The following is a 12,043-nucleotide window of genomic DNA, read 5'->3' as shown; positions in this document are numbered from 1 at the left end:
GTCTCGATCACGAACGGTGCGAAGAACCCCCACTCATCATCCGACATCAAGCCACGAACCAAAACCGCTCTCCTCAAAGAGCAGCCTTGAATCAGCGATCAGATGATTTGGGAATCTACTTCGTCAACAGGACCTAGGCCTAACCGAGCGCCCGCCCCCAACCCAACCACAGCCAGCGGCTGGCCAGCATCAGGAATCCCATCAGCACCAGGGGCCCAAAGAACCTGAAGGTGTGGCGGGTGATCTTCTCGGGCAGGAAGGTGTCGAACAGCGGCCCCTCGCCCGCGCCATACATCACCGCCACCGCGGTCAGGGGACACTTGAACCCCCAGGCGGCGAAGACCAGGCTCTCGGCGCCGATCAGCCCGACCGCCCACCACAGCCAGGGCCCGTGGGCGCCGGTGACCGCGCCAAACAGCATCACGAAGCACGAGGCCGCCATCACCAGGTAGATGGCGGTGTGGACCGCCCGCACCAGCATCAGGCCCTGGGCGTCGCTCACCCCTGGACGGCGCCCGACTGGGCCATATAGGCCGCGCTCAACCCCTCATAGGCCTCGAAGTCCGGGAAGGTCGGGAAGCTGTGGACCGCGGGTGTCGTGGCCCAGGGCAGCTTCTCGCTGGTGCAGGTCTCGATGAAGGGGACGAACCAGGTCGCGTCGTCCAGCATCGTCGGGCGCAGGTTCACGAACCAGTCCATGCCCTCCGGGCGGGTGAACATCCAGCTCATGCAGTGGGGGCAGAAATAGTGGCTGTTGGCGCCGTGCAGGCCGCCGATCACCGGCTCGCCGGCCGTGACGGTGAACCCCTCGCTGGGGATGGCGGCGCTGAGGGAGAAGGCGCTGGAGGTCATCCTCTGGCAGCCCGTGCAGTGGCAGGCCATGGTCAGGATCGGCGGGGCGCTGACCCGGAACCGCACCTGTCCGCAGCGGCATCCACCCTCCCAGGGCAGGCTCGGCGGGGTCATGGAGGGCTCCCTTCGGTCTATTTCAGGGTGGGCAGCCGTCCAAACTGACGGCGCAGGCGGGCGAAATCGGCGTCGGGGGGCAGGTTGCCAAGCTCGCTCTTGCGGATCAACAGGCCCCAGGGGCCGGGCTTGAGGCGGTCCATCAGCGAGCCGCCCTGGGCCACGCCCTTCAGGCCCGCCGAGCGACCCTGCTTGACGCCGCGCGCCACCCGGTCGGCCCAGTCGTGGGTCAGCTTCATGTCGGCCGGCAGCAGCAGGATCCAGTCCTGGCGGGCCCGCTTCATGGCCGCGGCGATGCCGTCGGTCACCACCTCGACCCCGGCATCGTCGCAGATCAGCAGGGTGGGATCGGTGGAGCCCTCGTCGGCCGCCATCACCTCGCGCACCAGGCCGTCCACCGCCGCCGGCACCAGCACCGTCAGCAGCTCGGGCAGGTCGGCCGCGGAATTGGAGGTCGGGATAATCACCGAGAGCATGGCGCCACAAGCGGTGCGCCGGGCGCGCGGTCAAGCATCCGGATAATGTTCTTGTTCTGTTCTTATCGGGCTGCCATGGTGGCGCGTGACCTCCTTCACCCAACAGATCAAGGGCCGAGGCGCCCGTTCCAACGCCTCGGGCCGCTTCGAGGCCCAGGCCCGCGAGGCCTTCGACGACGGCTGGACGCCCGACGACGTCGAGCCGGTGAAGCTCAAGACCACCCTGACGCCGGAGAGGGCGCGGGTGATCATCTCCAGGAACACCAGCCCGGACGTGGGCTTCAGCCGTTCGATCAATCCCTATCGCGGCTGCGAGCACGGCTGCATCTATTGCTACGCCCGGCCCGCCCACGCCTATATGGGGCTGTCCCCGGGGCTGGATTTCGAGAGCAAGCTGTTCTTCAAGCCCGACGCGGCGGCGTTGCTGGAGGCCGAGCTCTCCAAGCCCCGCTACCAGCCCATCGCCATCCACATCGGCGGCAATACCGACCCCTATCAGCCACAGGAGCGCAGCCTGCGGATCACGCGGTCGATCATCGAGGTGCTGGCCCGCTTCCAGCATCCGTTCTCGATCATCACCAAGTCGGCCCTGGTCCTGCGGGACGTCGACCTGCTGGCGCCGCTGGCCGCCGCCAACCTGGTGCGGGTGGCGATCTCGGTGACCACGCTGGACCGCAAGCTCGCCCGCAGCATGGAGCCGCGAGCCGCCACGCCGGAGAAGCGGATCGCGGCCATCAAGGGCCTGGCCGACGCTGGCGTCCCGGTGATCGTCATGTTCGCCCCGGCCATACCGGGCCTCAACGACCACGAGATGGAGGCGGTGCTGGAGCGGTCCGGACAGGCCGGCGCCCGGGGCGCTGGCTATGTCGCCCTGCGCCTGCCCCTGGAGATCAAGGACCTGTTCCGGGAATGGCTGGCCACCGACCATCCCGACCGCGCCAGCCGGGTGATGTCCCTGGTGCGCCAGATGCGCGGCGGCAAGGACTACGACGCCGACTGGGGGACGCGGATGAAGGGCCAGGGGCCGCTGGCCGACCTGATGGCCGCGCGCTTCCAGGCCGCCCGCAAGCGCTACGGCCTGGAGTTCGCCTTCGAGGGCCTGGACCTGACGAGGTTCCGGGTTCCGGTCCGGGCCGGCGACCAGGGCGACCTGTTCTCCGGCGGCTAGATCAGACGGTGCGGGCTTGAGAAGACGGAATCTTGAGAAAAAGCCGCCGAGTTTTCAGTCAGTTAATTGAACTGTTGTTAGATGGCCCAGCAGGAAAGGGGCAGGTGACCGGTCATGGACGGCCAGACCACAGCAGCGATGGATCCCGCGGCCAATGCGAACGCCTACCAGTTGACGCTGGCGGGCCTGGCCATGCCGATCAAGAGCCACGTCGTCTTCAACGCCGTCGCCCTGGCGGCGGTCCTGGTGCTTGGCCATCCGGTGGTCGCCGGCCTCGCCTTCCTGGCCAGTTGCGCCGTCGACATCCTCTATCAGCGCACCATCGCCCGCTGGCTGGCCCGCAGCGCGCAGACCGAGGTCGCGCGTGGCTTCCGCCAGCTGGCCCTGCTGTGCGTGGCCCGGGTGTCGACCTATCTCGCCGGCCCCACCATCCTGGCCCTCTGGGGCGGGCAGAAGGAGCTGGCCTATCTCGCCATCACGGTCGCCTCCATGGTGGCGGTCGCCTGCGCCAGCGGCGCCCTGTCGCGCGCCGTCTTCTGGTCCTTCGCCGGTCCCGCCGTCCTGGCCCTGACCGGGGCCCTGCTCGGGATCTTCCCTCCGGCCGCCTTCGGGGGCCTGATGATCTCCATGGCCTGCCTGATGGTCCTGCTGCTGATGATCTCGGACGGCACGACCCGCTCGGTCAGCAGCTGGCAGGCGGCCTACGCCTCGAACCTGGCGATGATCCCGGAACTGGAGGCCGCCCGCGACCACGCCATGGCCGAGACCCGGGCGGCCGACGAGGCCCGCGAGGTGGCCCGCCAGGCCAATCTCGCCAAGTCGAACTTCCTGGCCACCATGAGCCACGAGATTCGCACCCCCATGAACGGTGTCCTGGGCATGGCCCAGCTGCTGCGGCGCGACGAGACCGATCCCGTCCAGGCCGACCGGCTGGAGACCCTCATCGAGAGCGGCGAACACCTGCTGTCGATCCTCAACGACATCCTCGACATGTCGAAGGTCAACGCCGGGCGCCTGGACATCACCCCGGCCCCCGAAGATCTGCCCCTGTTCCTGGACCGCGCGGTGGCCTTCTGGCGCGCGCGGGCCGATGAGAAGGGCGTGGCCCTGCGGCTTGAGGCCGACGAGGATCTGCCCGGCCATGTCTGGATGGACGCGATCCGGGTGCGGCAGGTGTTGTTCAACCTGATCGGCAACGCCCTGAAGTTCACCGACCAGGGCGCCGTCACCGTCAGGGTGGCCGCCCAGCCCAGCGGCGAGACCGCCGCCCGCCTCCGCATCTCGGTCATCGACACCGGCCCCGGCATCCCGAAGGAACACCTGCCCTTCCTCTTCCAACGGTTCTCCCAGGTGGACGAGTCCGAAGAGCGCAGGTTCGGCGGCGCCGGCCTGGGGCTGGCCATCGCCAGCCAACTCACCGAGCTGATGGGCGGCCGGGTCTGGGTCGAGAGCCAACTCGGCCAAGGCTCGACCTTCCATATGGAGGCCATCTTCGACCTGGCCCAGGCGCCGACCTCAGCCCCGGCCGAGCCGGTGACGGAGGACGCTCCGGCAGCCGACCTCGATGTGCTGATCGTCGACGACAACCCGGTCAACCTGCTGGTGTTGCAACAGATCCTCCGCGCCTTCGGACACCGGGTGGAAAAGGCCGCCAGCGGCCAGGCCGCCCTGGACCTGCTCGCCTCGCGTCCCTTCGACCTGACCCTGATGGACATCCAGATGCCCGGCATGACCGGAGTCCAGGCCCTGCAGCGCCTGCGCGCCAGCCCGGGCCCCAACCAGGCGGTCCCGGTGATCGCGCTCACCGCCGACGTCACCTCGGGCGGGCGCCCGCACTATCTGGAGCTCGGCTTCACCGAGCACAGCGCCAAGCCGATCCAGATCCCCGCTCTGATGTCCGCGATCTCCCGGGCCATGGCCGATACCGGAGGCGAGCGGGCGATCTCCCAAGCCAGTTAGCGGGAGAAGACCCCCACCAGCTCCACGTGCGGCGACCAGAGGAACTGGTCCACCGGCAGGACGCGGTCGAGGCTGAAGCCGGCGTCGATCAGCACCCGGGCGTCGCGGGCGAAGGTGGCCGGATTGCACGACACCCCCACGATCTTCGAGACCTTGGAGGCCGCCAGCTCGGCGGTCTGCTCCAGGGCGCCGGCCCGGGGCGGGTCGAACAGCACGGTGTCGATCTTCTTGAACTCCACGGCCAGGACGGGGCGGCGGGTCAGGTCGCGGGCCTCGGCGGTGACGCCCTTGAGGCCTGGCGCGGTCGAGATGGCCGAGGTCAGGGCGCGGATGGCCGGGGCGTGGCCGTCCACGGCGTAGACCGGCGCCACCTGGGCCAGGCGGAAGGTGAAGGTCCCCACCCCGCAATAGAGGTCGGCGATGCGCTCGGCGCCGGCCACCTGCGCTACGGCGAAGGCGGCCATGGCGGCCTCGGCCTCCGGCACGGCCTGGAGGAAGGCGCCGGGCGGCAGGGCCACGGCGGCGGGACCCAGGCGCACCACAGGCTGGCGCGCGCCATAGGCCACATCCCCGTCCATGGTGACGCGGGCGAAGTCGCCCTCCGCGGCCGCCTCGGCCAGGCGCATGCGGGAGTCGGCCGACAGGCCGCCGCTCTTGCGCTCGACGCCGGTGATGTCGACGTCGATCCCCTCCGACGTCAGGGTGACGTGCAGGGTCGGCGCGGACTTGGGATGCTCGAACAGCGGCGCGGCCATGCGGCGCAGGGCCGGCAGGGCCGCCTCCAGCCGGGGATCGGCGATGGGGCAGACGGTGATGTCCACCAGGTCCCAGGACTTGCGGCCCTTGTAGCCGAGCCGCGCCTCGCCCCGCTTGCCGGGACGGGCGTGCAGGGCCAGGCGCCGCCGCGTGCCCGGCTTGGCGGCGAAAGGCGCCAGGATCTCGCTCTCGATGCGCTGCAGGCCCAGGGTCGTGCGCAGGCGCTCCACCTTCCAGGCCAGGTAGGCGCCGTGCTCCCAGTGCTGCAGGGCGCAGCCGCCGCAGACCCCGAAGTGCGGACAGGGCGGGGTCACCCGCTCGGCGCTGGCGGTGAGGATGAGGTCGAGCTCCCGGCGTTCGCCGCCGCCCACGGCGCGGACCCGCTCACCCGGCAGGGTGAAGGGCACATAGATGGGACCCGGCGCCACGCCGTCCCCCTCGCCGCCAACCGTTTCGATGACCACCTCGACGGGCGGCCCCGCCGGCTTGGGGGTCTCGGGACGGCCGGGGCGGCGGCTGGAACTTCGCATGATCGGGATCATTTACGGCTGGGGGGCGGATGGTAGCTTCACCTTGCGCACCTGAATCCAGATGAACGGGCGTCGTGCGTCTGTTCAAGACCCGTTCAGGTTCGATACGTCAAACCTCATCTCCGAAAGCGGGGCCATGGCGCCGCTGGAGCCTGCGAAGGAAAAGACCATGAAGCGTACGTTCGCCCTCGCCGCCGCCACCGCCGTCCTGGCGACGAGCCTGGCGGTTCCGCAGTTCGCCGCGGCCCAATCCACCCGCTCCTACGGCACCGGCGACATCTGCCGCCAAGCCCGCCGCGAGTCCGGCCACAAGGGCGCCCTCGTCGGCGGCGTGCTCGGCGCGCTGGTGGGCTCCCAGGTCGCCGGCAAGGGCGCCAAGACCGAAGGCGCGGTGCTCGGCGGCGTGGTCGGGGCGGCCGCCGGCAACCAGGTCGGCCGCAACCGCGTCAACTGCAAGGGCTATCCCAACCGCGTCGCCCAATCCTCCTACAGCCGCAAGAACTGCCAGTGGGTGAGCGAGTACTACGGCGGCCGCGACCACAGTTTCGAGATCTGCCGCGGCAAGGATGGCGTGTGGCGGCCCAGCGGGCGCTCGTAAGAGCCCCGACCCTTTCATCCAGTCCCAAACGGGGAGTTTCCGATGACCAACACCTTCGCCAAGTCCGCCCTCGCCGGCGTCGCCGGCGTCATGGCGCTCAGCGCCGCCCTGGCGGTTCCCAGCTTCGCCTCGGCCCAGTCCGGCTACTACGGCAACGGCGACAACGGCGGCTATTACGATCCCTGCCGCCGGTCGTCGTCGAACCGCGGAACCACGGGCGGCCTGCTGGGCGCCCTGGCCGGCGCGGCCATCGGCTCCAACGTCGCGGCCCGCAACGCGCGGACCGAGGGCGCGGTGCTGGGCGGTCTGGTGGGGGCCGTCGCCGGCGCCAAGATCGGCAAGGACTCCGCGGCCTGCACCCCCAGCCGTCAGGCCTATTACGGGAACAGCCAGTACGGCCAGTACGGCCAGAACGGCTATTACGGGAACGGCTACGACAACGGCTATGCCCAGCAGACCTACGACTATGACCGCTCCAGCGGCTACGACGCCTATGACCGCCGTGGCGACAGCTACCGCGTCTCCACCCAGGGCGGCGTCGACGCCAATGGCTGCACCCTGGCCGAAAGCCCGATCTACCTCCCCGACGGCCGCGTCCAGAAGCGCTTCGTGCGCGTCTGTCAGGACAGCCAGGGCCGCTATCAGGTCGTCGACTAAGACCTGACCCTAGACAACGGCGAAGCCGCCCGGTGGGCGGCTTTTTCGTGCGTGCAGCAGGTATTCGGAATTGCCGTCACCGCCCTGGATCGGGCTGTCGGCGGCGCCTAGCACCGCCCAGCCCGAGACGGTCAGGAAGCTCGCCACGCCGGCGAGCGCACGGGCCCGGGCGGCGGCGTCGCGGACCAGGCCCCCCTTCCCCACCAGGTCCGGCCCCACCTCGAACTGCGGCTTCACCAGCGCGATCAGGTCGGCGCCGGGGGCGGCCAGGGCCAGGGCCGCCGGCAGGACCTTGGCCAGGCCGATGAAGCTGGCGTCGCAGACCACGAGCTGCGGCGGATGCGGGATCAGTTCGGCGGTCAGGTCGCGGGCGTCGAGCCCCTCCAGGGCCGTGACCCGGGGATCGGCGGCAAGCTTGGCGTGCAGCTGCCCGCGCCCGACATCGACGGCGTAGACCCGCGCCGCGCCCCGCTCCAGGCAGACCTGGGTGAAGCCGCCGGTGGAGGCGCCGACATCCAGCACCACGGCGCCTTCGACGGCCACCGGCCAAAGCTCCAGGGCGTGGACCAGCTTCAGCGCCCCGCGCCCCACATAGGGGTGGGCGGCCTGGCCCCGCAGGTCGCAGGCCTCGTCCAGCAGGTCAGACGCCTTGGCCACCACCTGGCCGTCGGCGGTGACCCCGCCAGCCTCGATGGCCGCGCGGGCCTTGGCGCGGCTCTCGAAGAGCCCGCGCGCCAACAGCAGGACATCGGCGCGGACACGGGCCATCTAAGGCCGCCAGAACGGTCCTTCTCCCCTTGCGGGAGAAGGTGGCCGCTCGGAGAGCGGTCGGATGAGGGGTCTCGCTCCCCTGTCAGAACCATAACCCGTCATCCCGGGCGACCCGAAGGGGAGACCCGGGACCCAGGGGGATTGAACGCGGCCCCTGGGTCCCGGCTCTCCGCTACGCTGCGGCCGGGATGACGGAGTGGGTTTGCCGGATAGGACTATCGACCCCGACCCTGCTCCGCAGGGCCACCTTCTCCCGCAAGGGGAGACGGAAACCGCTGGGAGCAGCGAAGGCATCAGGCGCTCGCCGCGTCCTCTTCGAACAGCTTCTTCAGCTCGTTCTTGAGGATCTTGCCGTTGGCGTTGCGCGGCAGGGTTTCGTGCCAGAACTTGACCTTCACCGGCACCTTGAAGGCCGCCAGGTGCTCGGCCACGTGGGCGCGGAGCTCGGCCTCGGTGGCGCTGGCGCCGGGCTTCAGGGTGACCACGGCGCCGGGCTCTTCGCCGAGCGTCCGGTGGACGATGCCGACCACGGCGGCGTCCATCACGGCCGGGTGGTCATAGAGGACGTTCTCCACCTCGATGCAGTAGATGTTCTCGCCGCCGCGGATCAGCATGTCCTTGGCGCGGTCGATGATGAAGCAGAAGCCCTCCTCGTCCACGCGGGCCAGGTCGCCGGTGCGGACCCAGCCGTCGACGAAGGTCTGTGCGGTGGCCTCGGGCTTGTTCCAGTAGCCCTTCACGATCTGCGGGCCATTGGCCCAGAGCTCGCCCACCGCGTTGGGGGGCAGCACCGTGACGCCGTCGGCGGGATCGCGGATCTGCAGCTCGCTCACCGGCACGGCCGGGCCGCAGCTGTCGGGGCGGTTGGCGTAGTCCTCGGCCCCGTGGGTGGTGACCGTGGCGCAGGTCTCGGTCATGCCCCAGCCGTTGCCGGCCGCGGACTTGGGGAAGGTCTCCTTGATCTTGCGGACCAGCTCCGGCGCCGAGGGGGCGCCGCCATAGGCCACGCTCTCCAGGGACGACAGGTCGTACTTCTCGCGCATCGGGTGCTCGATCAGCTGCCAGGCGATGGTAGGCACCCCGCCGGCCGACTGGATCTTCTCGCGCTGGATCAGCTCGAAGGCGCGGATCACGTCCCACTTGTGCATCATCACCAGCTTGGCGCCCCCGGCCAGGGAGGGGTTCAGCACGGCGAAGCAGCCGGTGGCGTGGAAGAAGGGCACCGAGATCAGCGAGGAGCGCTGGGGTGCGTTCGGGTCGGGCTGGGGCGGCGCCTCGCCGCGGCGCAGGAAGGCCCGGGCGCCGGCCACCGCGCCGGCCATGATGTTGGAATTGACCCCCCGATGGGTGGCGAGCGCCCCCTTGGGCTTACCGGTGGTGCCGGAGGTGTAGAAGATGGTCGCGTCGTCGTCGGTGTCGATCTCGACGGCCGGCAGCGGCTGGTCGGGCAGCTTGGCCCAGTCGTTGGGGGCCCCGATCGCAGCCTCCAGCTTGCGCACCAGCGGGTGGGCGATCTCGTCCACCTCGCGGCTGACATAGATGGTCTGCAGGTCAGGACAGTTGGGCAGGTGCTCGGTGAGCCGCTCGTAGCGCTCGGCGTCGAGGATGGCGACCTTGGAGCCGGAGTCGGTCAGGCCATATTCCAGCTCCGGCCCGGTCCACCAGGCGTTCAGCGGCGTGACGACGGCGCCGATGGACTCCGCCGCATAGAAGGCCACCGGCCATTCGGGCAGGTTGCGCATGACGATGGCGACCCGGTCGCCCTTGACCACACCCTGGGCCTGCAGCTCGCGGGCGAAGGCCGAGACGGCGCGGTAGAAGGCCTCGAAGGTGACCCGTTCGTCCTCATAGACCAGGAAGACCCTGTCGCCGTGGGCGCGGGACATCTCCACCACCGAACGCAGGGTGGGGGGCTGGTTCTTCCAGGTCTTGGTCGTGACGCCCCGGATGACCACCTCCTCGATCTCCGCCGGGGTCCCCGGAGCGGTGATCATGGCGTGAGCCTGGGCGATGGACATGGCGGGCCAGCCGGCCGGCAAGACAGCCTCGGACATCTGAGCGTTCTCCACTAGCGCACGGCCTTCACGGGGCCGCGTCATCCTAGAGCCTGTCCGTTTCAGATGGACTCATCTGAAACGGATAAACAGGCTCGATCTCTTAAGTTTACAGCGTGACGGGCGCCTGAACCGGCGTCCACTTCAGGCTGTCACGCTGTAGGTGAACAAGCATAACCTAGGCGTCGACGCAAACGGCTGTTTGGAAGAACGCCGGTCGCGTCAGACCACGGCCTCCAGGCGGGCCAGGGCCCCTTCCAGCTTGGCTTTCGCGGCCTCGGACTCGGCCAGGCGCTCGCGGTTTTCTTCGACCACCTCCTCCTTGGCGCGGGCCACGAAGTCGGGGTTGCCGAGCTTCTTCATCACGTGGGCGATGTCGCTGGCCAGGGTGGTGATCTCCTTGGCCAGGCGGGCCTTCTCGACGGCCAAGTCAATGAATTCGGCCACCGGCAGGGCCAGGGTCGCGCCACTGACCACGAAGGGAACCGCGCCCACGGGCGCCGTGTCTTCAAAGCTGATGCTGCTGACCCGCAGAATCTGCGCAATGACGCTGGCGTTGGTCTGGAAGACTTCGCGCTGAGCGGACGTGGCGTCGATCACCAGCAGAGCCGGGCGTGCCGAGTGGGGCACGTTCAGTTCCTTGCGGACAGCGCGGCCCTCGGTGACCGTCGCGATAATCAGGCCGATCTCGGCGTCCGCGTTGACGTCGATCAGGGTCGCGGGCAGGTCCGGCCAATGGGCGGTGATCAGCATGCCGCCCTCTGACCTCGGCGCGCCCAGGTCAGAGGTCTGGGCCCACAGTTCCTCGGTCAGGAACGGCATGATGGGGTGCAACAGCTTCAGGATGACGTCGAGCACCCAGCCGACGGTGGCCTGGGTCTCGGCGCGGGCGGCCTCATCGGCGACGGCCTCACCCGGTTTGCCCAGCAGCGGCTTGGCTAGCTCGACATACCAGGCGCAGTAGGTATCCCAGATGAAGCGATAGAGTGTGTTGGCCGCCCCGTCGAAGCTGCAGCTGGCGATGGCTTCGGTCACCGCCTGCGATGTGCGGGCAGCCTCCCCGATGATCCAGCGGTTCAGCGTGTTCTGCACCTCGGCCGGATCGAAGTCGGCCGCGCGGGCCGCCCCGTTCACCTGGGCGAAGTTAGTGGCGTTCCACAGCTTGGTGCCGAAATTCCTATAGCCTTCAATGCGCTCCACCGAGAGCTTGATGTCGCGACCCTGGCCGGACATGGCCGTGAGCGTGAAGCGCAGAGGATCGGCGCCGTATTGGTCCACCAGTTCCAGGGGGTCCATGACGTTGCCCTTGGACTTGGACATCTTGGCGCCCGAGGCGTCGCGGACCAGGGCGTTAAAGAACACCCGCTTGAAGGGGACCTGGCCGGTGAAATGGATGCCCAGCATCATCATCCGGGCGACCCAGTAGAAGATGATGTCGAAGCCCGTCACCAGGGTGTTGGTGGGGTAGAAGCGCGCCAGGTCGGCGGTCTCTTCCGGCCAGCCCAGGGTGGAGAACGGCCACAGGCCGGAGGAGAACCAGGTGTCCAGCACGTCCTCGTCCTGGCGCAGGGGCTCGTCGCGGCCGTAGACCTCGCGGGCGGCGGCCTTGGCCTTCTCCTCGGTCTCCTCGACGAAGATCTTGCCGTCGGGCCCATACCAGGCGGGGATGCGGTGGCCCCACCAGAGCTGGCGCGAAACGCACCAGTCGCGGATGTTCTCCATCCAGTTCAGGTAGATGCGCTCGAAGCGGTCGGGGACGAACGTGATGCGCCCCTCACGGACGACGTCGATGCCCGGCTTCGCGAGCGGCGCCATCTTCACGAACCATTGCCACGACATCAGCGGCTCGACGACGGTGTGGCAACGCGAGCAGGTGCCGATCTGGAGCGTGTGCGGCTCGGTTTTCTCGAGATAGCCGAGCTCTTCGATCGTCGCGAAGTCCGCGCGGATCATCGGGCGCATGGCTTCGTTGGTGCTGGCGATCAGCATGCGCGCGTCATCGCCCGGGAGGATGCGACCGGCCTCCTCCGCGTGGCTGCGCGGCGTGGGGCCGGCGGGCCAGGCGCGGATGGGCGGCATGGCGAGGTTGCGGCCGTGGTAGTCGAGCG

General features: G+C 69.3%; 11 protein-coding genes. 4 read left to right on the top strand and 7 right to left on the bottom strand.

What is annotated here, in order from left to right:
* Positions 1–139: 139 nt before the first annotated feature.
* From Q7T09_RS10150 to Q7T09_RS10140, 3 genes are read right to left on the bottom strand one after another with little or no spacing between them, the layout of a single operon-like run.
* Entirely contained in the window at positions 140–502 is a 363-nt protein-coding gene (locus tag Q7T09_RS10150) for a hypothetical protein (RefSeq protein WP_304699492.1), read from the bottom strand.
* On the bottom strand, positions 499–966 hold the full coding sequence (locus Q7T09_RS10145) for a GFA family protein (protein WP_304699491.1): 468 nt from the start codon (positions 964–966) through the stop codon (positions 499–501). The genes Q7T09_RS10150 and Q7T09_RS10145 overlap by 4 nt, the downstream gene beginning before the upstream one ends.
* A 17-nt stretch (positions 967–983) precedes the next feature.
* On the bottom strand, positions 984–1,442 hold the full coding sequence (locus Q7T09_RS10140) for a glycosyltransferase (RefSeq protein WP_304699490.1): 459 nt from the start codon (positions 1,440–1,442) through the stop codon (positions 984–986).
* A gap of 85 nt (positions 1,443–1,527) precedes the next feature.
* On the opposite strand from Q7T09_RS10140, the gene Q7T09_RS10135 reads away from it, so the two are divergent.
* The gene (locus tag Q7T09_RS10135) at positions 1,528–2,610 is read left to right on the top strand and encodes a PA0069 family radical SAM protein (protein ID WP_304699489.1); all 1,083 of its coding nucleotides are present in this window, start codon (positions 1,528–1,530) and stop codon (positions 2,608–2,610) included.
* A 114-nt stretch (positions 2,611–2,724) separates the two neighbouring features.
* Positions 2,725–4,569 (top strand): ATP-binding protein, encoded by a 1,845-nt coding sequence (locus tag Q7T09_RS10130; protein WP_304699488.1) that lies wholly within the window; start codon positions 2,725–2,727, stop codon positions 4,567–4,569.
* Here Q7T09_RS10130 and Q7T09_RS10125 read toward each other — a convergent pair.
* Complete coding sequence (locus Q7T09_RS10125) at positions 4,566–5,855, bottom strand: class I SAM-dependent RNA methyltransferase (protein ID WP_304699487.1); 1,290 nt, start codon at positions 5,853–5,855, stop codon at positions 4,566–4,568. The genes Q7T09_RS10130 and Q7T09_RS10125 overlap by 4 nt on opposite strands.
* Before the next feature lie 169 nt (positions 5,856–6,024).
* Here Q7T09_RS10125 and Q7T09_RS10120 point away from each other — a divergent pair, with 169 nt between their 5' ends.
* Positions 6,025–6,453 carry a glycine zipper 2TM domain-containing protein gene (locus Q7T09_RS10120; RefSeq protein ID WP_304699486.1) on the top strand — a complete coding sequence of 143 codons (429 nt, stop codon included), beginning with the start codon at positions 6,025–6,027 and terminating at the stop codon, positions 6,451–6,453.
* Positions 6,454–6,495: 42 nt separating this feature from the next.
* The gene (locus Q7T09_RS10115) at positions 6,496–7,110 is read left to right on the top strand and encodes a glycine zipper 2TM domain-containing protein (protein ID WP_304699485.1); all 615 of its coding nucleotides are present in this window, start codon (positions 6,496–6,498) and stop codon (positions 7,108–7,110) included.
* Between the two features lie 9 nt (positions 7,111–7,119).
* Here Q7T09_RS10115 and Q7T09_RS10110 read toward each other — a convergent pair whose 3' ends face one another.
* From Q7T09_RS10110 to Q7T09_RS10100, 3 genes are all read right to left on the bottom strand, one after another.
* Positions 7,120–7,878 carry a TlyA family RNA methyltransferase gene (locus Q7T09_RS10110; RefSeq protein WP_304699484.1) on the bottom strand — a complete coding sequence of 253 codons (759 nt, stop codon included), beginning with the start codon at positions 7,876–7,878 and terminating at the stop codon, positions 7,120–7,122.
* 296 nt (positions 7,879–8,174) lie between these two features.
* Positions 8,175–9,935 (bottom strand): class I adenylate-forming enzyme family protein, encoded by a 1,761-nt coding sequence (locus Q7T09_RS10105; protein ID WP_304699483.1) that lies wholly within the window; start codon positions 9,933–9,935, stop codon positions 8,175–8,177.
* A gap of 222 nt (positions 9,936–10,157) precedes the next feature.
* The coding region (locus Q7T09_RS10100; RefSeq protein ID WP_304699482.1) for a class I tRNA ligase family protein at positions 10,158–12,043 on the bottom strand (1,886 nt) is incomplete at its 5' end.

Origin of the sequence: Phenylobacterium sp. (assembly GCF_030645195.1) — a bacterium.
Lineage (GTDB): Bacteria > Pseudomonadota > Alphaproteobacteria > Caulobacterales > Caulobacteraceae > Phenylobacterium.
The sequence above is the reverse complement of the archived record's forward strand: the minus strand, read 5'-3'. Positions and strand labels throughout refer to the sequence as shown.